Source organism: Treponema sp. OMZ 857 (genome assembly GCF_024181085.1).
GTDB lineage: Bacteria > Spirochaetota > Spirochaetia > Treponematales > Treponemataceae > Treponema.
In genome coordinates, this window is record NZ_CP051147.1 from 329487 (window position 1) to 351669 (window position 22183).

Genomic DNA, 22183 nt, shown 5'->3' on the forward strand with positions numbered 1-22183 from the left:
CACATGAAAACTATCAATAAAGATTTACAATCTATTACGGAACACTTCCCTTCCGACTTTACGGAAAATGAAAAAGCGGCGGCGAAAACGTTGTTTTTAAAAAAGCTTTCGCTGTTAACACACGAATTTTATGGCGGAAAACTGCAAACCGTCCCAAAATGCGGGCTCTATGGGTTTAACTGGTTCAATGTCTGGTATACACCGGGAGTTTCCGCCGTTTCTACCGGCATCCGCGATAATCATGACAGCTCCTTTATGCTTTCCAACCGAGGAAATCTCGTAGCGGTTGTCAGCGATTCCACCCGCGTACTGGGCGACGGGGACTGTTCTCCTTCCGGCGGTCTCGGCGTTATGGAAGGAAAATGTATGCTGATGAAGTACTTAGGCGGCGTGGACGCGTATCCCATCTGTATCGATTCCTACATCAAGCCGAATGAAGAAAAGAAATACAACTTCCCTGCCGGTAAACATTGCCCCGATAAGATTATCGACTTTGTGAAGATGCTGGAACCGAGCGTTGGCGCAGTTAATCTGGAAGATATTCAGCAGCCGGACTGCTTTAAAGTTCTGGATACGCTGCGGGAAGAATGTGACATTCCTGTTTGGCATGACGACGCTCAAGGAACGGCCTGTATTACGCTTGCCGGTTTACTCAATGCGCTGAAATTGGCGGGTAAAAAAATCGGAGACTGCCGCATTGTACTGCTCGGTGCCGGCGCTTCCAACACGACAATTGCACGCCTCATTCTACAGGACGGCGGAGATCCTGCGAAGATGATTGTTTGCGACTCTCAGGGTGCGCTCCATGCAGGCCGCGAAGACATCAAAGCTGATGCGCGCTATTACCGTAAATGGGAGCTGTGCCAGACGACGAACCCCAACCGGATAAACGATTTTGACGAAGCACTGAAAGGCGCCGACGTACTGATCGCTCTGTCCAAGCCGGGCCCGAATACCGTAACCAAAGAGCAGATCGCCTCTATGGGCGATAAACCCATCGTGTTTACCTGTGCAAATCCCATCCCCGAAATTTGGCCGCACGATGCCAAAGCCGCCGGCGCTTTCATCGTCGGTACCGGACGCGGAGACTTCCCGAATCAGATCAACAACTCCGTCTGTTTCCCCGGCATCTTGAAAGGGGCGCTGCTTGTCCGCGCACGGAAAATTTCCGATGGTATGGCGATCCGCTGTGCGCACTCTATTGCCGACTATTCGGAGAAAAAAGGCATCGATCCCGAAAATATCGTCGTAAAGATGGATGATGAGGATGTCTTTGCTGTCGAAGCGGCCGATGTTGCAATGCAGGCGATAAAAGAAGGTCTTGCCCGTATCACTATTACATGGGATGAAGCCTTTAAGCAGGCTAAGGCCGAGATTGCCGAAAGCAGAGCGCTGACACAGCAGCTGATGGATAGCGGGTTTATCAAAGAACCGCCGCAAGACTTTTTTAATCAAGCGATGGGTTACGCGATTGAACAAATTAAAAATCAGCGCAGCAAATAAAAACAAGCTTTCTGAATACGGAAATTTTGTTTAAAAAGCCGAGCGGTACAATAACCGTTTAACCTTCATTTATAATAGACCTATTCGATAACTGCGTTTTCGAATAGGTCGCCGAGTTCTAAATCGTACAAATAGCACGATTTAGAACATCGACATAAAAGTTATATAAGACATAAAGACCGTTGTAGATTACTACAGCGATAATAAACAGCCAAATTACAATCTAAACGCCGCAGCTATCCGTAACGTAAAAACATTACCGAAGCCGAATGTTGATCCGACTTTATTATTGTCGTCAGCGATATTTGATTTTTCCATACTACGCAAAAGTCCTGAAAAACTTATCATATCATGCAGTCCTATATTAATACCGATGTGCTCTGTAAAAATATATTGGAAGCCGATATGTAATGCTATTGGTGTCCACGCATGATAAAAATTTTCCAAACCTTGCCCATTTGAGCGCGTCCAAAATCTTCCCAGCGCAAGACCTGGACCAATACCGGCATGAATACTGAAAGGCTGTTTAATTCCATACGTATAACCAAACAGCATTTGGCCGTCCCATATAAAACCGTGGACTTTCATTGACTCGGCACCGAAGCCGCCGCTTTTATATATGCCGATAGGGAGCGCTGCGTTATTAATAAGACTGAAGGTAAAGCCGCTGTTTTCATGAGTAAAATGCATATCAAGCCCTACAGCGGGAGCAAAAATAGTATATGTTGCCGCTTTATCTGAAGTATTAAGAGTGCCTCCGCTTATTATAACTTCATAACTTCGCACTGTATACGATGAAAATCCGATACCGGGTGAAAAAATAATTTCCGCAGCAAAACTATTTACTGCACCAATTAGAATACATAAAAAGAGTCCTATTATTTTTTTCATTGCATGCCTCCTAATAGTCGAGTCTCGTCTTAAAAAGAGTATACATCTGACGAAAAAAAAAGCAAGCGTTCATCTGTAAGTCGTTTATTTGGCTGGATTTATCAGCACTCTTTGTAGAGCTGCCGCTTTTCTGTGCAGTGTGTAGTTCATACAACAGCGGAAATCGGGACAGATACATCGCGCGGAGTTCCGCATAATTATCGTAAGGCGTTTGCGGCTGTCCAAAAAACTAAAGTTTTTGGACAGTTTACTGGGATGCCCCGAAAGCAATCAACTTTTGGGGCGTCCTCGTACTGACTGCCGGTGTTTCCATACTCGGAACCGCCGGCATTTTTCTTAAAAGGCAGGTACGGCCTCTTTTTCTGGGACGGTCTCCTCACGCATATCGTCTAACGCATCGGCAGGCTGTTTCCCGTTTTTGAACAAGGGCTTAAACTCGATATGTTCGGCCACTACTTTAATCTTGCTGTAGTGTTTGCCGTCGGTACCTACCCAGCGGTCTTGCTTTAAACGTCCTACAACCCGGACGCCGCGGCCTTTTGTGCAATTTTCTCCGCAGAGTTCCGCTAAGCGTGACCATGTTTCGACATCAAAGAATGAAGTTTCTTGCGTTGTTTGATCTTCCTGCTTAAAAAAACGGTTCGAAGCAATGGAAAACATACAGAGCGGTGTTCCTTTAGGTGTCGCTCTTACAACGGGATCGCGAACTACATTTCCCTCAATGATCAACGAATTCAAATTGTGCATAATAGCCTCCTAAAATAAGAGTACCGAGTTGCCGCTCGCCGCGGTTCCGGTCTCTTTTGATCTTGTAGTACCTGTTATATAAAGCATTCATTTAAAAATGGCTGGAAATTTACGGTATTTTTGCAAAAAAAAATAAAAAAAATTACAAATTTTTTTTATATGCACTATTAAGAGAAAAATCGATACGGTTTGAGCGATAGTCTTGACATTCGCCATTATTCTAGGCTAATATACAAACCGCTTATGGAGCGGTGGCCGAGTGGTTTAAGGCGGCGGTCTTGAAAACCGTTGTGCTGCGAGGTACCGGGGGTTCGAATCCCCCCTGCTCCGTAAAATAAAAGGCGGCACGTTCCTTTATACGTGCATATATAAAACCGATAACTTAGACAGGCAATAACTTTGGAGCGGTGCGAGAGTGGCCGAATCGGGCTCCCTGCTAAGGAGTTGTACCCATCCGGGTACCGGGGGTTCGAATCCCCCCTGCTCCGTAAGATAAAACCGGATATTATTGTACATTAGACGGCAAGAATGCAGTAATGGACAAAGCATATCGGGGATATTTGAGATTATAGCTCAGTTGGATCAGAGCGTCAGATTGCGGATCTGAAGGTCGGCGGTTCGAGCCCGCCTAGTCTCATCGGTTGTTTTTGTGTTTGAGATTATAGCTCAGTTGGATTAGAGCGTCAGATTGCGGATCTGAAGGTCGGCGGTTCGAGCCCGCCTAGTCTCATCGGTTATTTTTATTTTTGAGATTATAGCTCAGTTGGATTAGAGCGTCAGATTGCGGATCTGAAGGTCGGCGGTTCGAGCCCGCCTAGTCTCATGCTACTGGAGAGATGCGAGAGCGGTCGAATCGGGCGGTCTCGAAAACCGTTGTACCGCAAGGTACCGGGGGTTCGAATCCCCCTCTCTCCGTTTTTTAACGGAGCCGCGCGTTCAAGCATCTTCTTTATGCGTTTTACGAAACACCTTGAAAATTTCAATACTTTCAGGTGCTTTCAACACTTTGGAGAGATGTCCGAGTGGTCGAAGGTACACGATTGGAAGTCGTGTGTGCCCGGAAGGGTACCGAGGGTTCGAATCCCTCTCTCTCCGTACCGGGACCTATGCAAAGAAGGTTTTTCAAACCCCGTCAGATCCGGAAGGAAGCAGCGGTAGATTAATTCTTCTTGTGCCGTAGTGCTCCCGGTTTTTTATATCCTCTGTAAATTTTCTTTTTCAGTTGACCGTATCTCTCCAATTTATTCTATAGAATAGCCATTGCATCGGAATGGTGATCGTATCGGCTAACAAGCAACTTGTACATTTAGACTGATAGCGGTATGATAGCGACTGCTTCGTAACACTTTTAATGATAGGAGTAATAATGAACGAACATAAATTATTTACCTCGGAATCGGTCGGAGAAGGCCATCCCGATAAACTGTGTGATCAAATTTCTGATGCTGTTTTGGACGCTTGCTTACGTGATGATCCCGGAAGCCATGTTGCGTGCGAAACCTTTGCTTCAACTGCGTTAATCCTTATCGGCGGAGAGATTACCACCAATACTTTTGTTGATATACAGCAAACAGCCCGCAATATCGCACGGGAAATCGGCTATACCGATTCCGCATTTGGACTTGACTGCAACTCCATGGCTGTTTTAAGCATGATTCACGCTCAATCGCCTGACATTGCGCAAGGGGTAAACGGTACCGGACTTAGTGAGTATCAGAACCAAATGGGCGCAGGGGATCAGGGGATGATGTTCGGCTATGCGTGTAAAGAAACACCGGAATTGATGCCTGCCCCTATCATGTATGCGCATAAGCTGCTGCGGAAGGCATCACAGCTGCGTAAGTCGAAAGAAATCGATTGGCTGCGCCCCGATGCAAAGAGTCAAGTAACGGTAGAATACGAAGGAGATAAACCCGTGCGTATCGATACGGTTGTTATCTCCCATCAGCACGACCCCGAAATTGCTTATGCCTCATTAAAAGAAGCGATTATCGAAAAGATTGTTAAACCCGTTCTTGAACCGACCGGTTTACTGGATTCAAAGACAAAATTCTTTATTAACCCGACCGGCCGCTTTGTTATCGGAGGTCCCTTCGGCGACACCGGTTTAACGGGGCGGAAGATCATCGTGGATACCTACGGCGGTATGGGGCGGCACGGCGGCGGCGCTTTCTCCGGCAAAGACCCGACCAAGGTAGACCGTTCAGCCGCATATATGGCGCGCTATGTTGCAAAGAATATCGTTGCAGCAGGATTTGCCGAACGGTGCGAGTTGCAGCTTGCCTATGCTATCGGGGTACCGTTTCCCGTTTCGATTCGGGTAGATTCCTTCGGTACCGCAAAGGTTCCGGAAGATGCAATCGAAAAAGCCGTTCAGCAGGTATTCGACCTCAGCCCTGCCGGTATTATCAAGACATTGGATTTACGTAAACCTATTTACCAAGCGACCGCTGCCTACGGACACTTCGGCCGCCCCGAATTCAGTTGGGAAAAAACCGATAAGATTGACGCTCTAAAAGCAGCTATAAAATAGCAGCAACATGCATATCCTGCTGCGGGGCGTTCTTGTTTTAGTTTTTACCTCTTGGTTATGTACCTCTTGTGCCGATCCCGCGTCGTCGGTATCGCTTGCATTGCCGGCAGACAGGGATGATACTGCGGTTTATCTATTAGCTGCATCTGCTTCCGGTATGCAGAGCCGGTGCGTGCCGCTCAAGGCTTTAAATACAAATGCCCAAACGGGTACGATAGATGATCCGGAAAAATCCGATGCCATGTACTTTGCTTTTGAAAAAAGCCCTACAATGTTCGGTTTAACCGATTCCGGCTTATATGCCCTCGAGCTGGAGTTTGAACCGTTAGAGTTCACCGGTCAATCGAGCCGCACAGCACCTATCAACCCAAACGCTATTCAAACTGATGCTGCCCAATTTGCCGTAGGACTGCTTTATGCAAACGATTTTTCCGCTTTCGGTAAGTTAAAAGAAAACTTCCGCCCGCAGCATCTCGTTACAGCGAAGCTGCTGCCGCGAGGACCCCTTACGGTCAGCATCGGCTTTGCAGGCATAGCCGTAGGGACAGCTCATATTAGGGGCTTTATGGTTTCGGCGAAATCGGCGCTAAAGCTGAAAAGTGCGGCTATCGTACCCGTTCGGTACGGTTGGTTAAAAGATGGGGCTGCACTGTGGTACGGTACAACCGCCGATGGAGATGTTATTCCGCCGGAATTATGTACCGAAGCAAACGTACCATTACGCACGGAGTTACCGAAGCCGTCAGCTGTCATACAGGCACGGTATGCCGGAAAAGGCGGTAGGGACTCTATCGGTATTCATTTTGACAAGACCCAACCGGTTAATCTGACGGCAGGGCAAAAACAGCCGCGCCTTTCGTTCCAATGCGGGGATAAAAGCATATCCGTATATCGCGCACCGAATGTATATCGCCTTACGCTTGACGGCTGCCTTTTTCCCGATGCTTTTTTTACTATTGAACAAACCGGCGCGGAACGGTTATCCAATACGGATACGCTTTCTGATACGGGTGGGCAGGCAGATATGGCAGCCATGGTCTGTGGTGTTACGATCGAATATTCTACCCCCTCCCTGATGACTCCGATTACTGCCGATCCGGGGCTTATTCTGGATTGGCAGCAAGAACAATGGCGGCAGCCCTCTTACGAGCTGTTTTCATGGGAACAGTTTCCTTCGGTGTTGATCTTTGATTTTGCCGACTATTCAGTGCAGGATGCCTATCTTAAACGGCTTTCGTTCTTTGCGGAAAAAAAAGGCTTTACAGGAAAGCTCCTTTTTGATGAAGAGCTTGCTTCTCTTCATGGCTTTAATGCCCATGACTATAGAGCCGAAATGCTTGCGGCATTCTTTCAGAAGGCTGAAGCGGAATCTTTCCCACTTAACAAAGCGGAATTACATTTACGGAAAATCCTTTTCCGTAACGGCATTATTATTCGTACTGAAGCCGGCATTGAGGCGGGGGAGGGCGCAATCGTATCTATAAGCCGTCAATCTGAGCGGGATCTCCGTTACCGGTTTATTACCCACGAATGTCTGCACGGTATTTATTTTACGGAAGAAAGCTTCCGTGATACGGTAACGGAGGCTTTTCGAAAGACAAATCCGCGCGCAGTGTTGTTTTTGCGCCGTTATTTTGAAATATATCCGTCGCTGCAGTATGACACGGATGACGATTACTTGATGCAAAATGAATTTATGGCGTATCTCCTTCAACAAAGCAGCAGTTTTCTTCAGCAGTATTTTACACAGATTGCATGGTTCCGTTTAATGAGTGCGGTTGAACCGGCGCTTTGCAGATACATACGCAAGACCAAGGCAGCTGGTTTTATGCAGGCTGCTGCGCACATGGAGTCTTTTTTATATACGGCATGGGGGATAAAAGGCGGAAGAATTTATTTGGCAAATATGGAAACTTTATAAAAATCGATAAATTTCAATATTATTGAAAAATTATTGAAACGTTTTTTGTAGTTCATTGTTTATTTTTTTTATCTTTATTTCCGTGAGAGGGAAAATTATGAATTTTGAAGCGATACTGAATCAATGGGAAACTCAGACTCAACAGCCTTATGGAAAGAAGCGAATGCGTAAAGATGCAAAAAATCCGGCAGCAGCGTATGCCGTTGAAACTACCCAAACGCTCAATCCGATGGATTATTGGGTGCGGCGTTACGGCATTTATGATAAAGATGCGGATAATTCCGAAAATATTTCCTTTTTTGATAATCTAGCCGAAAAGCGGCGGCTACGGACAATGCGTCCGCAGGCAGAAATCGACTTGCATGGCATGACGCTTGAAGAAGCGTATGGCGCGTTGGTTACTTTTTTTGAAGATTCCGTGCGGAGAGAGTATCAAAAAATACTCATCATTCACGGTAAAGGGAATCATTCTCAAAACGGGCCTGTATTGGCGCGGTTTGTACAAAAATTCTTAGAAACAAATACCCATGCAGGCGAAACAGGCCATCCCAAAGGACGTGACGGAGGGACGGGCTCAACGTGGGTGATATTGAAATAACCGTCTCTTTTGCAAATATATGGCGTATCTACTTTGTTGCTGCACAAAAATAAATGCTCAACGTACAACAAGTACGTCTCCGCTTTATTTTTGTTCGCGCCTCGTAGTTTCAGAACGGACACGGATGTCCGGAGTTTTACGCAGCAGCGATGTTTTTGCAATGCAAAAACTCGCGTCCAGAAGTGTACACGGACGTACACTTCTGGACATGCTCTTTGCAAATATTCTGCGGGAATATCAAAAAATACCTGATGCGTTTACCTCGACTAAACTTATTGCCATAATAGTTAAAAAGAATTACAATCAGCAATTATTATGGATACCCAGTCGGATATTGTAGCTAGGGAAAAGGACAATCCCCTCGCTCGGCATGCTTTAGTAATGCAGATAGCGCTCTATGCCGGAGAGCTTCTTATTCGGAACGGAGCAGAGATGTACCGCGCCGAGGAAACGATTGTGCGGATAAGCGAAGCGGGCGGCGTCCACGATATTACTCCGTTTGTTACGCCCACCGTGCTGTTTATTGCAAACGGTGACGGCGAAAACGTACTCTATACAAAAAATATAAAAAAGCGGAGCAACAATATTGCTAAAATTACATTAGTGAGTGATTTTTCCCGTAATTTTGTGGAAGGCCGTATTGATATATCCGAAGCAATGGATTGCTTACGCAAAATAGATCAATACAAAGGTTATCCATACCGGTTTGTTCTCTTTGCGACCGGCATCGGATGCGGTCTTTTTGCGGTATTAGTAGGCGGAAAATTCGGAGACTTTGTTGCGGCGTTTTTTGCCTCATATATTGCCGTTTTTATCAGCGATAAAATAATGGCTCGTTCCCGCACCGTCTTTACCGGTAATTTTGTCGCAAGTATGTTCGTAGGGATTATTTCTATAATATCTTTCGAAATTAAATTAGTCGATAATCTCGATAATATCATCGTCGGTGCCGCACTCGCCCTTGTTCCCGGTGTTGCATTCACTGCAGGTATTAGAGACTTTATTTCGGGAGACCTTATCTCCGGTATTGCGCGTATCGGAGAGGCGGTTCTGGTTGCCATTGCCATTGCTTTCGGTGTCGGTAGTATCCTCATGCTCTATTCAATCTTAGGAGGACTGTGATGCCGATCTATGCCCATACGATACTCTCCTTTGTCAGCTGTCTCGGCTTCGGTGTCTTGTTCAATGTTCAAAAGCGTACATTACTGCTTGCCGCAGCAAACGGTGCAATCGGATGGACAATTTTGTTAGTACTCGATGTTCCTCAAGTCAGCTATATTTTTGCCAATCTCTTGTCCGCCATTATAGTCGGTCTTCTTGCCGAAGTCTTTGCCGTAATCCAAAAAACCCCTGCAACTTCTTTTATCGTTATCGGTGTTATTCCGTTAGTTCCCGGTTTCCGCGTGTATCGATCGATGCTTTTCTTTGTACGGGGAGATCTTGATAAGGGAATTGCTGAAGGTGTCCATTCATGCTTTATGGCAGTTGCGATAGCAGTCGGCATCATCCTTGCCACCTCAATTGTCCGCATGGTTAGACAAGCGCATACAGACTATAAAAGAAAAAAATACAGAATAGACTAAATTGACAGCCTAGGTTAATTGCAATAAAATATCCCTGTATACTTAGGGGATAGTCCGCCCCTTGCAAAAAAGTATAGGAGGTCGATATGAAGCTTGAACTGGGAATTATCCCTATTCATGAGATGAGGTTTTCCAGTAAAACTGCTATCAAGGGAACTTGTCTTGAAATAAACAAAGATGAACTGATTTCGCTTATTAAAGAAGATCCGCTTATCACTGATGTTTCACTGACAATTACTAAACCGGGTGATAAAACCCGTATTATTTCCGTTAAAGATGTTATTGAACCGCGCTGTAAAATCGAAGGCAGCGGTGTTTGTTTTCCCGGGTTCTTTACCGGTGAGGAAGATACGGTCGGATCGGGCAAAACTGCCGTGCTTCGCGGTGCAGCGGTTGTAACAACCGGTACCGTTGTCGGGTTCCAAGAAGGAATTATCGATATGAGCGGCCCCGGCGCCGACTATACGCCGTTTTCCCGCACAGTTAACCTTGTGGTAAAAGGCACCGTGAAAGATGACACCACTCGTGCGGTTAAAGAAAAATCGCTGCGCTTGATGGGGCTTAAAGCTGCCCGCTATTTGGGTAATGCCGCAAAGTCTGTTGCTCCGGCAGAAACCGAAGTGTACGAAACCTTAAACCCGATTGAACAAGCTAAGCAATATCCCAATCTGCCGAAGGTTGGCTATGTCTATGCACTCCAAAGTCAGGGATTGCTGCATGACACCTACTATTATGGTATCGACGTTAAGCAGATTGTACCCACCATTATGTATCCCACTGAGGCAATGGACGGCGCAGTCGTGAGCGGTAACTGCGTTTCCGCCTGCGATAAAAACCCGACCTATGTACATCAGAACAGCCCTGTTATCCACGAACTGTATAAGCGGCACGGAAAGGATTACAACTTTATCGGCGTCATCGTAACCAACGAGAACGTAACGCTTGCCGATAAAGAACGCTCTTCTTCTTTAACCGCACGGCTTGCGGAACAGCTCGGCCTTGATGCGGTGATTATCTCCGAAGAAGGCTTCGGTAACCCCGATGCCGACTTGATGATGAACTGCCGCAAGATTGCCGCAAAGGGCATTAAAACCGTATTGCTGACCGACGAATACGCGGGGCAGGACGGCGCGAGCCAGTCGCTTGCGGATGCTCATCCTTCTGCGGATGCCGTGGTGTCGAACGGGAATGCCAATCAGGTTATCAAACTGCCTAAGATGGACTTGGTTATCGGCGATCCCCAACAGGCCAACGTTATTGCAGGGGCATGGGAAGGCAGTTTACACGAGGATGGCAGTATCGAAGCGGAATTACAGGTTATTACCGGCGCAACCAACGAGCTGGGCTTCTGGAATTTATCCGCATGCGGATTATAAGAGGTAAACAATGAAAAAGATTGTACATTATATCAACCAATTCTTTGCCGGAAAGGGTGGAGAAGATGTTGCCGATTACAAAATTGAAGTAATCGACGGAAATGCCGGCCCCGGTATGGGGATTCAGGCTGCACTCGGCGACGGAGGAAAAATTGTTAAGACAATTATCTGCGGTGATAACTATTTTAACGACCACACCGATGAGTGTATGGCATTTATCCAAGATGTTTTAAAGAAAAACGAAGCGGACTTGCTGATTGCCGGCCCCGGTTTTAACGCCGGCCGTTACGGTATGGCGTGCGGCGGTGCTGCAAAAGCGGCTGCTGCGCTTGGCATCCCTGCTATCTCCGGTTTGTACGAAGAGAACCCCGGTTACGACGTGTTCAAAGCCTTTATGTATACGGTAAAGACCAAGAACTCTGCTGCCGATATGCGCAAAGCGGTACCGGCAATCGCAGCTGTCGCGAAGAAAATATTAAACGGCGGAACAATTGACCCGGCAGCCGACGGCTTATTGCCGCGCGGTATCCGTCAGAATTACTTTGCAAAAGAGCGCGGTGCAAAACGTGCCGTCGATATGCTTGTGCAGAAACTCAAGGGCGAAGCATTCGTTACCGAATATCCGATGCCGGTGTTCGACCGTGTTCCTCCGCATGCTCCTGTTAGCGATATTTCCAAGGCGGTTATCGCATTGGTTACCTCAGGCGGTGTTGTTCCTAAGGGAAACCCCGATCATATCGAAGCATCTTCCGCTTCCCACTATGGTGAATACTCCCTGAAAGGAATTAACGAACTGACTTCCGAAAACAGCGAAACGGCGCACGGCGGTTATGACCCCACGTACTGTAATGCCAATCCCAACCGTGTTTTACCGGTCGATGTATTGCGCGATATGGAACGAGAACACAAAATCGGAAAGCTGCATGAACTGTATTACACAACCGTCGGTAACGGTACCAGTGTTGCGAATGCAAAGCGTTTCGCTTCCGAAATTGCCGGAAAGCTTGTAAACGCCGGAGTGCAGGCGGTTATTCTTACCTCCACGTGAGGCACCTGTACTCGTTGCGGTGCAACGATGGTCAAAGAAATTGAAAAAGTTTTACCGGTTGTGCATATTGCGACCGTAGTCCCGATTTCAAAAACAGTAGGAGCGAACAGAATTGTACCGGCGGTAGCAATTCCTCACCCGCTCGGAAACCCGACGATGAACGCAAAGGACGAAAAAGAATTACGCCGCGCGCTTGTCGAAAAAGCCTTAAAAGCCTTACAAACACCCATCACGGAACAAACTGTTTTCTAAACGACCGGCTAACGGTTCCGGCCGTTAGCTGATAGTCAAAACAAGCTGTTCTTGTGTGAACGCCCTCTAAAACACATCGTCTTAGAGGGCGTTTTTATAATGTAATGCTGTTACCGGTAGCTTTCATTTACTGCAGCGAGGGCAGGGAGCAGGTTATCGGTAAAAAAACGGTCTTCAATCGGAAGGTGGGCTGCGGTTCTGCCTAAATACACATCTTTACGGTTCTTACCGTGGAAGTCGCTGCCGGCGGTAACAATCAATCCGAGTTCTTCCGCTAATGCTTGCAGCCGGACGCATTCCCCATAACGTGCTCCCGAATGCCATGCTTCAAGGCCTACTAAGCCTTGCTCCTTGAATTGAGCAATCGTTTCGGGCAGTTTTCCCCACGAAAGATAGAGCGACATCGGATGAGCCAAAACGGGAACTCCGCGAGCGGCTTTAATAGCTTCTATCGCTTCCGCAAGCGGTAAACATTCCTTTTCAATATAAAACGGCCGTCCTTTGGCTAGGTATTTAAGAAAGGCGTCTTGAATGGATTTTGCCTTTTTTTCCTGTACAAGATACTTTGCAAAATGAGGCCGTCCGATTACCGCTCCACCGGCGAGTTGGGCAAGCTTTTCTTCATCGATTACAATTCCCGCCTCATTGAATTTTTCTATTATCTTACGGTTCCGTTCCAGCCGCTTTGCCTGAGCATACTGCATAAGACTGCACAGAGTTTTATTTTCAATATCGATTCCAAGCCCGAGTAGATGCAGCTCCCCCGGTTGCCATTCAACGCTGATTTCTATTCCCGGTAAAACACGGATGCCGAGAGTCTCTCCTGCCTGCTGAGCCTCCGCAACCCCTGCTACCGTGTCGTGGTCGGTAAGGGCAAACAACGAAAGACCGGCTTTATGGGCTTCCGCTGCCAGTTCCGCCGGCGAAAAAGTGCCGTCGGAAGCAGTGGAGTGAGTATGCAAATCTACCATAGCAATCATTATAGCAAAAAGATGTATAATGCACTAGGTTTTTTCCGCAAGGTATGATATAATCCTTACAGATAGTTCTTACCGTTAATTAGAGTTGAGAACTGCGTGTGGTACGGAGGACAAAATGCCAAAGGCTGTTCAATACAGCGCAAATTCAGTAATTTATTTTTCAGGCGATTTTGATGCTCGAGTATTTTTGCTGCATAGCGGACATATTGCACTTAATTCGCTTGATATTGAAACCGGCGCGCAGGTAACGGAATATATTAAAACCGGTGAGTTTTTTGGGGTGAAGTCCGCACTTGGGAATTATCCGCGGGAAGAAAGCGCAATGGTTTTAACCGATTCGCTCGTATATACTTTCTCGGTTGCCGAATTTGAGAGTTTTGCTCAAACCAATACGCGTATTATTCTTCAAATGTTGAAAGTTTTTTCCAGACAACTGAGAAATATTCATCATCAGCTTGAATCGTTGATGGATAGTAAACAGCAGACAAATAACGAAGACGGTTTATTCACGGTTGCAACGGCTTTTTATAAGTCACAGCATTATCAGGCGGCTGCCCAAGTAGCAGCGCGCTATCGGGCGCTTTATCCGTCCGGTAAGCATTTGGCTGCTATCGGGCCGATTATTGCAAATTCGACACAGATGGCAGGACGCAGCTTCGGGGAAGCGCGGCAAGCAGGTAGTGTTAATGCCGTGCCCGGCGGCGGCGGTGCTGCTGCTCAGCCTGAACAGAACAATGATGCCTCCATAGAATTGACGTTCCAGCTTGCTGAAGATTTGGCAAAGCAGCAAAAGTGGGCCGATGCGTATAAGCAGTACCATACGATTATCGAGTTAAAACAAGGTGCAAATGTTGAAGCATCCTATTTAGGGGCAGCCCGCTGTTTATATAAACAAGCGGAATATGTCCGGTGTATTCAATTGGGTACCGGTTTTATCACTCAATTCCCTAAATCTTTAAAACTTGCAGAAATTTTGATGTTCCTCGGTCTCTGTTATCAAGGTATGGATCGCCCCGATAAGGCGTTGCCGTTCTATGATAAAGCTTTAACGATGGCAGGTCCGCTGCTGGTGCCTAAGATTAAAGAATTGCAGGCTACATGCGAAGGAGCTATTCATGCCTGATTTATTTGCCTCGTTTGCCCGTTTTGCAAAAAAATTCCCCAAAGGATCGGTTATTTTTTCCGAATTTGAACCCGGGGCATCTTTTTATTTAATTCAATCGGGACGTGTTCAGCTGATTAAGATTATCAACGGAGCAGAAAAAAATCTTGATATTTTACAACAGGGGGAGATATTCGGCGAGATGGCCGTTTTGGATAATTCCCCCCGTTCGGCTTCCGCAATCGCGTATGACGATGTTGTTGCGCTCGAGTTTAATAAAGAAAACTTTGAAATTCTTTTAACCGGCAATCCCGCTATTGCAATGCGTCTGTTAAAGACCTTTGTAAAGCGTATTTACGTGCAAAAGCGGCGGTTTATGATTTTGACGATACAAGATAATGTTGCCCGTATCGGCGACGTATTCTTGATGCTTGATGAAACCCAGCCCGATCTTGACCGTTCTACCCAGATGCGTACCTTTATCATTACGCCCGAAGAAGTCGCCCGATGGGCAGGTCTTTCGGCGGAGGCAACCGGCGATGCGTTGCGGAAATTTGCCGATCAGGGGCGGTTAGAGGTATACGGCGACCGCATTATCGTAAAAAATATTGTTGACCTTGCCCGTTTCGTAACGACCCGCCGTACAAAAGACAATTTCTTCGGCTAAATCAACAATCCCGGCGTACACTGCCGAGGAACGGCGGGTATGCAACCCTCTGCACGAATTATTGGTGATGAAAGAACATACATTACAAGACAGTATCCGCTCATGGAAAACCATGCAAGACGCTTTTTCCTCTTTGAGGGAAGGGCGTTTCCCGTATCATATATACGGACTTTCAGGCGGTATATTCGCTTTTTTCTTAGCCGAATATGTCCGGCATTTTAACGCTCATCTCTGTATCGTTGTACCGACGGAAAAAGAAATAGAAGAACTACGCGCAGACCTCGATATTGCAGGATTGCAAGCTCGGGTTTTGCCGTGGTGGGGTAATATGGCCTATCGGCCGGTACAAAACTCCGCGCCGGTATTTGCGGAGCGGGCTCAAGTTTTAGCTGAACTCTGTGCAGGGTCGCCGGTATCCGACTCAGCGACATCAAGCTCGACAGTAAACATGGTAACGGTAATGACCCAGCGGGCATTTTTAACGCCGGTTCCGCCGCCCGACTACCTTAAAACACTCACCTGTACTCTCTATAAAGGTAAGGAAATCGATACGGAGAAAATAGCTTCGCTGCTGGTGCAATGGGGCTATACGCGGGTGCCGCGGGTAAGCGTCCGGGGCGAGTTTGCGCTTCGAGGCGAGGTACTCGATGTCTGCGCCGCTGCTAACAAAGGCTCGCAGCATACCGCCTACCGTATCCAATTCGACTTTACTACTACCGAAAAGATAAAGTCCTTCGATATGCACACGCAGGCCTCGGTTGAAGAATTTGACAGCCTGACGCTCTATCCGATGAAAGAAGTTATCTGGGATGATGAGCGGATCGCCGCGTTCGAACGGAATGTGCATAATATGCCCGAATTTACTGCCGAAGGTACGGAAAAGCTGATTGCGCACTTAAAAGAACACCGAGCCTTTGACGGTGAAGAGCTTTTTTATCCGCTCTGTTTTGAAAAACCTGCAAGCGTCCTTGATTATCTTGAGTATCTGCACGGCGGCGCTTCGAAACCTGCGGTTCTTCTGTACATGGACTACGACCGGCAGCGGAATGCGGCGGAGGCACTGGAGCGGGAATACCACGGCTTATATAATAAAATCACCCGCGCAATCGACGACGACATCAAGCATAACCTTTTGATTACCGAATATCCCATGCCGCAGCGCCTTTTGCTGCCCTTTACGGAGTTGACCGAAAGCTATCTGCAAAGTCTTTTCCTCCGGACGCTGAAAGAATTGGATGAAACCGGAGCGTCGATTGTATTTAACTGCGACCCGCCGCGCAGTTTTTTCGGCAATATCGTGTATCTAAAAGAAGAATTAACGCATTTACAGCAGGAAGGCTGGCGTATTTTTGTATTTGCGGAAAGCGATGCGCAGGCGCTCCGTATCGGCGAATTGCTCAAGGATATTAAAGCCACCGTGCTGCCGCTCACGCTTTCTTCCGGCTTCGGCATCCCCGAGCTGAAAATACTCGTTATTCAGGAAAACGAAATTTTCGGCAGGCGGCGGCGTATCCCGAAATCGGTTAAACAGGTTAAAAGCTCGGTTATCGATACCTTTGTGGAACTTAATCCCGGCGACTATGTTGTCCACGTCAACTACGGTATCGGGCAGTTTAAGGGGATTGAGCGGGTCAAAACACTGGGGCATGAACGCGACTATATCAACCTGCTATACGCGCAGGACGAAACGGTGTTTATCCCGATCGAGCAGGCGAACCTCGTGCAGCGATATATCGGCAATGAAGGCGAAGCGCCGCGGCTGGATATCATCGGGTCTAAGGCGTGGGAAAACCGGAAAAACAAGGTTAAAAAGTCGGTTGAAGATATCGCCGATAAACTCATCGACCTTTATTCCCGCCGCAAAGCCGCCGCCGGTTTTGCCTTTGCGAAAGACAACGAATGGCAAACCGCTTTTGAAGCCGCTTTCCCGTATGAGGAAACGGAAGATCAGCTGACCTGTATTGCCGATGTAAAGGCCGATATGGAAAAACCGATACCGATGGATCGGCTCATCTGCGGCGACGTCGGCTACGGTAAGACGGAAATTGCGATGCGGGCGGCATTTAAGGCGGTGATGAGCGGAAAGCAGGCAGCCTTTTTAGCCCCGACTACCATCCTTGCGGAGCAGCACTTTGATACCTTCCAAGAACGCTTTCAAAAATTTCCGGTAAAACTTGCACGGCTGTCTCGTTTCGTTTCAAAGGCTGAACAGAAAAAAGTTTTAACCCAGCTGAAAAACGGCGAGCTTGATATCGTTATCGGTACGCACCGCGTGATTCAGAAAGACGTGCAGTTTAAAGATTTAGGCCTGATGATTGTTGACGAGGAACAGCGGTTCGGGGTTAAAGACAAGGAACGGCTCAAGCAGATGAAGACGAATATCGACTGCCTCTCTTTGAGTGCGACCCCCATCCCGCGTACCCTGCATATCAGTCTGTTAAAAATCCGCGACATGAGCCTTTTAACCACGCCGCCGCAAAACCGCCGTCCGGTAGAAACCGTTATTTCTCCGTTTGACCCTGAAAAAATTGCGCAGGCGATCCGTTTTGAAGTTGACCGCGGCGGGCAGGTGTTCTATCTGCATAACCGCGTGGAGAGCCTCGAAGAAACACGGTATAAGATCCAGCAGCTCATCCCCGAAGTGCTTATCGACATTGCCCACGGGCAGATGAGCGCAACCGAACTTGAAGATATTTTCCGCCGCTTCAACATGGGCGGTTTTCATGTCCTCATTGCTACTACTATCATCGAAAACGGTATCGACATCCCCAATGCGAATACCATCATCATCGACCGTGCCGATATGTACGGCGTTTCACAACTGTACCAACTGCGCGGCCGCGTCGGACGTTCCGACAGAAAGGCCTATGCGTACCTCCTCTATCCCGAAAACAAGGCGTTGTCGGAGGTTGCGATGAAGCGGCTGCAGGTTATCTCCGATTTTACGGAACTCGGCTCCGGCTTTAAAATTGCGATGAAGGATATGGAAATCCGCGGCGCAGGGAATCTGTTGGGAAAAGAACAGTCAGGCGATATTTATTCCGTCGGCTTTGACCTTTATCTTCGCCTGCTGGAAGAGGCGGTGGAACGGCTGCAAAACGCCGGTTACGAGCCTGAAACGGAGCCGGTCATAGAGCTTGAGTACACGGGCTTTATCCCCGACAGCTATATCCGCGTGCCGGAAACAAAGATGGAAATATACAAAAAAATCGCCGCCGTCCGTACCGCGGAAGAACTGGATAGGCTCTACGCGGAACTGTCCGACCGGTTCGGCCCCGTTCCGGAAGAAGCGGAAAGCCTGCTTGCCCTTGCCGAAATCAAAATTATCTGTGCAAAACTCGCAATCGCCTCGCTTAAAGAGCGGAACGGAACCGTGCGCATTACCTTTGCGAAGGTCTCAAAGATTTCCATCGATAAATTGCTCCGCATGATAAAAGAGTCGGCAGGGCGGGTTAAACTCGATGCAAAGCAGCCGAATGTCATCATGCTCGAAACCGGCTCCATCGGCTTAAAAGAAAAGAGCGAATTTATCAGCGAAAAACTCAATCAGCTAAGCTGAGATGTGAATAAGCTAAACTACGCTATACCGTATCGGTAGTGCCGGTGGTATACAATTTGTTATGAAGGTATATTTAACTCGTTTGCGGAAGGTGTGTTGTCGTATTAAATAATCATTGAGAATGGGTAATTTATTTTGACAGCGGTATTATGGTGTGGTATGCTTTTAGAGTATATGATGCTGAATCGAAATAAATGGCTTTTAGTTTTGACGGCTGCCGTAGTTGCAGCTGCGGTACTGCCCTGCACGAGCGTGTGCCTCTACGCAGGCATTGGGCAGCGAAGCGATAGCGAACTTCAAGCCAATAATCCGGTGAAGTATATGAATCCGGATGGGAAAGTTTCAACTGAGACTGAGGTTACCCTAAGGATTGATGGTACTTTAGGCAAGACCAATGCACGTGATATGGCGGTAGCTATATATCAATATTCTAAAAATCCTAATGAAGGAGCTCTTTCAAATATTGCAACATCAGCGGTAGGTCTTTTGGATAGTAAACCGGGAATTGCATCCGCTCTTGTCAGTTTAGTACTCGCATCGTCTAATGATGAGAAAAATAAAATAAATGATTTTGCTTTTAGTATTATGAATGCACTTTCTGGCTATGGGGTGCTTTTTGATTCTGGAGACTGTAGTATTCATGTAATCGGGGATATAACAACAAATAATACTATAGAATTTTTTAGAAGAAAAGATGAAGTGCTTTCAAAAAGTACTATCCTTTCTAGCAATTTGAATTTTGCATTGGTGGATAAAAATGGAAAAGAGATAAAACATTTGGGTAAGTATACTGCTGATCCAAGTGTAATTCAGAAACTATTAGATAATTATAGTGAAAAGCCTATAAAAGTGATAGAATTTTATAATGGCGCACCAATAAAAATAAAGCGTTTTGAATAATATGATTGAGGAAAATATGAGAAATTTAAAGGGGAAAAAATATACCGCTTTCTTTATTGTAATTTATATTTTACTTAATATTGCTATTATATTTATTGTGTATTTACGTATTTTACCCGGACATTCAGATAAGTTATATATTCCTGTAAATGATAGTGATATATCCATATCACAAATACATTCTGTTCTTCAAATGCTTGGAAAATATGATGAAAATTATACTTTAAATATTAATGGTTCAGAATTTGAATTCGGTTTAAATATGAAGAAAGTAAGACAAATTCTTGTGCTAAGTTTAATAGTGTTTTTTATCCCGAATTTTATTTTTTTTATTTTTTTACTCTATGGTTATATAAATAGAATAAAAGATTTTACTCAAAAGCATAAATTAAAAATAATTATTTTTATAAGTATTGAGATTGTCATGAATGTTTTACTGTTTTTGTGGATAGATCCATATTTTAACAAGTCTAAAAATACGACGAGTTTTGTACCACTAAAGAGAGAAGCTGTCGTTATAGATTCAGCACATACTGAGATTACTGAAAAAGGTTGGTACAATTCACAATCGGCACAAACAATTTCAGGAGCTGAATATGATATTGCAGTGGATTTAATGCGTGTAAAAGAAGTGGTTTTAATATTTTTAAAACGCTTTTATATATATAATTACATATATATGATTTTTTTGATTGTATATATGAGATATGCTATTAACTTAGAAAACGAGAAGAAATACAGGAATATGAGAATAACCGATATTCTTTTTTATATTGGATGTATTGCCGTAAGTGCCTCTCCTATAATTATAAAAATAGGGAAAGAAGATGTTTTTTTATATACTCTTTTTATGGGCGTTTTTGGTATAGGCTGTATGCTTCCAAAACTTTACTTAGATTGGATATATGGTGACTATTCAAGGAAAAGGCCGTTTTTGAGTTTTGTAAGATTATTTATTTTATCTTTTATATTTATTATAGCTTTAAAAATGTTTGTTGAACTTCTATCAGGTTGATTATACATGACTCTAAAAACTCTTAAAAAGATAGAGAAAAAGGATACTGTAAGACGGTGTTTGATAGATTTTGAAAAGAATTAGGAACAAGGAAGCATACAATGAAATGTCTAAAAAACACTCGCTTTCTCACAGAACGAGTTACGGCCGTATGTGAGGAATAAATAGAAATAGGGAAGGGAGTATCCCGGACAGCGATTGAAGCAGAAATCCACTTTCAAGCGTTGTACATCCGTGTACAACGCTTGAACACAAGTTTGGCGAAATGTCAAACTTGTCTACTGACAGGATGTCAATGGCATAACTTATGATCCCAATGATTTCAAGGAGTTAAAATAAATGAAAAAGATTGCATTGATAATGATATTTATTTATATATTTATAGGAGATGTGGTTGCTTTGAAAATTAGGGATATTACAAATATTACACCTACAATTGCTGCATGGATAGGTAAAAAATAATAACAAGAGTTTGCCGCAGAAAATTATGACTCCAAACGCTTAAACTTTTTCAAAAGCAGGCTTGGCAGGACTAGCAGGACATTTTAAGGTTGATAAATCTTTAGCAATGGAGATGCAAGCAAGTTTAACCTTAAATGGAAAAGAAGTTGGCAGTTTTAAGGGGATACATTGGTGGACGACCAGCTTTAATCCGAGGGTACAAGGGGTAAAGGCAAGCGACTTAAAAGCCCAGTTTACCGTTAATTTTGGTAACAATAAACAAATGTATCAAGATTTCAAAGCAGAATGGGATAAAAAAGATTCAAGGTGGACATTTAATGATAATAATTGTTCTGCAAAACTTAATTTCTAAGGAGTTGATATGAAAAAACTATTTTATGTTGTTGTATATGGAATGATATTATTTACTGAGGGGTGGGGATGGCCTCTGATTTTTCAAGATATGAAGCACATAGAGAAGAAAAGAACAGAAGCGCTTTTACTGGCAATAAAAAACAAAGATAAAATTAGTTTTAAAAAGCACTTTATTCCTCACATAGAACACTTTTCCTCTCACTATGATGAAGATGTTGATCATTTATTTGAGAGATTTCAAATTCAAACGTATGAGGTTATTGATGTAATGGTGTATGAATCGGCTTTATACAAGGATGGAGAAGGTATCGTTCAGTGGAATGTTTCTATGTTAATTGCTACGGATATTGGAGAATTACGATTAATGTTTGTTGATGTCCGAAAAGACTATAGACATAAGGAAAATGTGGGAATACGCGGTTTATTTTTATTAGAAGAGAGGAAGGCCGATGAAATTGATTTTGATGATTTTAATCTTAGAACGCTTCCATATGGAGTCTATGTTGAATCTATTAAGTGAAATAAAAACAATATAAACCTATTGCTAAAATTATGAAAACAAAATTTTGTTTTTATTCGCAGCTTAATTATTCTCGGACAGCGATTGAAGCAGAAATCCTTTTTGCCGCGCGTGTAATACAAGTGCGGTTTTTGAAGCGATTAATTGGAGAGGCAACATTTATTAAATACAA

At 45.1% G+C, this 22183-nt stretch carries 19 protein-coding genes, 7 tRNA genes and 1 other RNA gene; 24 read left to right on the forward strand and 3 right to left on the reverse strand.

Features of this window, described 5'->3' with window-relative positions; all coding sequences use genetic code 11:
- The first annotated feature begins 3 nt into the window (after nt 1-3).
- The gene (locus tag E4N66_RS01350) at nt 4-1503 is read left to right on the forward strand and encodes an NAD(P)-dependent malic enzyme (RefSeq protein WP_253728678.1); all 1500 of its coding nucleotides are present in this window, start codon (nt 4-6) and stop codon (nt 1501-1503) included.
- Between the two features lie 216 nt (nt 1504-1719).
- On the opposite strand, the gene E4N66_RS01355 is transcribed toward E4N66_RS01350, so the two are convergent.
- A complete protein-coding gene (locus tag E4N66_RS01355) occupies nt 1720-2394 on the reverse strand; it encodes a DUF2715 domain-containing protein (RefSeq protein WP_253728679.1) in 675 nt (224 codons plus the stop codon).
- A gap of 336 nt (nt 2395-2730) precedes the next feature.
- Complete coding sequence (locus tag E4N66_RS01360) at nt 2731-3141, reverse strand: single-stranded DNA-binding protein (RefSeq protein WP_044014797.1); 411 nt, start codon at nt 3139-3141, stop codon at nt 2731-2733.
- Between the two features lie 245 nt (nt 3142-3386).
- Here E4N66_RS01360 and E4N66_RS01365 point away from each other — a divergent pair.
- The 15 genes from E4N66_RS01365 (at nt 3387) to grdB (ending at nt 12452) form a co-directional block, all read left to right on the forward strand.
- Nucleotides 3387-3471: transfer RNA gene (locus E4N66_RS01365), tRNA-Ser, on the forward strand.
- Between the two features lie 71 nt (nt 3472-3542).
- Nucleotides 3543-3629 (forward strand) — tRNA-Ser (locus E4N66_RS01370).
- A 74-nt stretch (nt 3630-3703) separates the two neighbouring features.
- Nucleotides 3704-3778: transfer RNA gene (locus E4N66_RS01375), tRNA-Arg, on the forward strand.
- Nucleotides 3779-3796: 18 nt separating this feature from the next.
- Nucleotides 3797-3871: transfer RNA gene (locus E4N66_RS01380), tRNA-Arg, on the forward strand.
- 18 nt (nt 3872-3889) lie between these two features.
- Nucleotides 3890-3964: transfer RNA gene (locus tag E4N66_RS01385), tRNA-Arg, on the forward strand.
- A 7-nt stretch (nt 3965-3971) separates the two neighbouring features.
- A tRNA-Ser gene (locus E4N66_RS01390) sits at nt 3972-4056 on the forward strand.
- A gap of 93 nt (nt 4057-4149) precedes the next feature.
- Nucleotides 4150-4236 (forward strand) — tRNA-Ser (locus E4N66_RS01395).
- An RNA gene (gene ffs, locus E4N66_RS01400) (signal recognition particle sRNA small type) lies at nt 4237-4335 on the forward strand.
- A gap of 172 nt (nt 4336-4507) precedes the next feature.
- The gene (gene metK, locus E4N66_RS01405; protein WP_253728680.1) at nt 4508-5674 is read left to right on the forward strand and encodes a methionine adenosyltransferase; all 1167 of its coding nucleotides are present in this window, start codon (nt 4508-4510) and stop codon (nt 5672-5674) included.
- A 7-nt stretch (nt 5675-5681) separates the two neighbouring features.
- Nucleotides 5682-7595, forward strand: coding sequence for a hypothetical protein (locus tag E4N66_RS01410; RefSeq protein ID WP_253728681.1), 1914 nt, complete (start codon nt 5682-5684; stop codon nt 7593-7595).
- Nucleotides 7596-7692: 97 nt separating this feature from the next.
- On the forward strand, nt 7693-8193 hold the full coding sequence (locus E4N66_RS01415; RefSeq protein ID WP_253673184.1) for a Smr/MutS family protein: 501 nt from the start codon (nt 7693-7695) through the stop codon (nt 8191-8193).
- Nucleotides 8194-8508: 315 nt separating this feature from the next.
- A complete protein-coding gene (locus tag E4N66_RS01420) occupies nt 8509-9315 on the forward strand; it encodes a threonine/serine exporter family protein (RefSeq protein ID WP_253673182.1) in 807 nt (268 codons plus the stop codon).
- Complete coding sequence (locus E4N66_RS01425; RefSeq protein ID WP_253728682.1) at nt 9315-9776, forward strand: threonine/serine exporter family protein; 462 nt, start codon at nt 9315-9317, stop codon at nt 9774-9776. Before E4N66_RS01420 ends, E4N66_RS01425 begins: the two co-directional genes overlap by 1 nt.
- A gap of 86 nt (nt 9777-9862) precedes the next feature.
- On the forward strand, nt 9863-11152 hold the full coding sequence (locus E4N66_RS01430; RefSeq protein WP_253728683.1) for a glycine/sarcosine/betaine reductase component B subunit: 1290 nt from the start codon (nt 9863-9865) through the stop codon (nt 11150-11152).
- 10 nt (nt 11153-11162) lie between these two features.
- The gene (gene grdB, locus E4N66_RS01435) at nt 11163-12452 is read left to right on the forward strand and encodes a glycine reductase complex selenoprotein B (RefSeq protein WP_253728684.1); all 1290 of its coding nucleotides are present in this window, start codon (nt 11163-11165) and stop codon (nt 12450-12452) included.
- A gap of 110 nt (nt 12453-12562) precedes the next feature.
- Here grdB and E4N66_RS01440 read toward each other — a convergent pair whose 3' ends face one another.
- A complete protein-coding gene (locus tag E4N66_RS01440; protein WP_044017137.1) occupies nt 12563-13423 on the reverse strand; it encodes a PHP domain-containing protein in 861 nt (286 codons plus the stop codon).
- 124 nt (nt 13424-13547) lie between these two features.
- Here E4N66_RS01440 and E4N66_RS01445 point away from each other — a divergent pair, with 124 nt between their 5' ends.
- The 8 genes from E4N66_RS01445 to E4N66_RS01475 all read left to right on the forward strand — a co-directional run bounded on the left by E4N66_RS01445 (nt 13548) and on the right by E4N66_RS01475 (nt 22011).
- Nucleotides 13548-14555 (forward strand): cyclic nucleotide-binding domain-containing protein, encoded by a 1008-nt coding sequence (locus E4N66_RS01445; protein ID WP_253728685.1) that lies wholly within the window; start codon nt 13548-13550, stop codon nt 14553-14555.
- A complete protein-coding gene (locus E4N66_RS01450; RefSeq protein ID WP_044014815.1) occupies nt 14548-15201 on the forward strand; it encodes a Crp/Fnr family transcriptional regulator in 654 nt (217 codons plus the stop codon). The genes E4N66_RS01445 and E4N66_RS01450 overlap by 8 nt, the downstream gene beginning before the upstream one ends.
- 67 nt (nt 15202-15268) lie before the next feature.
- Nucleotides 15269-18760, forward strand: coding sequence for a transcription-repair coupling factor (gene mfd / locus E4N66_RS01455; protein ID WP_253728686.1), 3492 nt, complete (start codon nt 15269-15271; stop codon nt 18758-18760).
- A gap of 135 nt (nt 18761-18895) precedes the next feature.
- Complete coding sequence (locus tag E4N66_RS01460; protein WP_253728687.1) at nt 18896-19660, forward strand: hypothetical protein; 765 nt, start codon at nt 18896-18898, stop codon at nt 19658-19660.
- Nucleotides 19661-19676: 16 nt separating this feature from the next.
- Entirely contained in the window at nt 19677-20675 is a 999-nt protein-coding gene (locus E4N66_RS01465; protein WP_253728688.1) for a hypothetical protein, read from the forward strand.
- Nucleotides 20676-21014: 339 nt separating this feature from the next.
- On the forward strand, nt 21015-21137 hold the full coding sequence (locus tag E4N66_RS12975) for a hypothetical protein (RefSeq protein ID WP_256478203.1): 123 nt from the start codon (nt 21015-21017) through the stop codon (nt 21135-21137).
- Between the two features lie 61 nt (nt 21138-21198).
- The gene (locus tag E4N66_RS01470) at nt 21199-21489 is read left to right on the forward strand and encodes a DUF4474 domain-containing protein (RefSeq protein ID WP_253728689.1); all 291 of its coding nucleotides are present in this window, start codon (nt 21199-21201) and stop codon (nt 21487-21489) included.
- A 9-nt stretch (nt 21490-21498) separates the two neighbouring features.
- Nucleotides 21499-22011, forward strand: coding sequence for a DUF5104 domain-containing protein (locus E4N66_RS01475; RefSeq protein ID WP_253728690.1), 513 nt, complete (start codon nt 21499-21501; stop codon nt 22009-22011).
- Nucleotides 22012-22183: the final 172 nt, after the last annotated feature.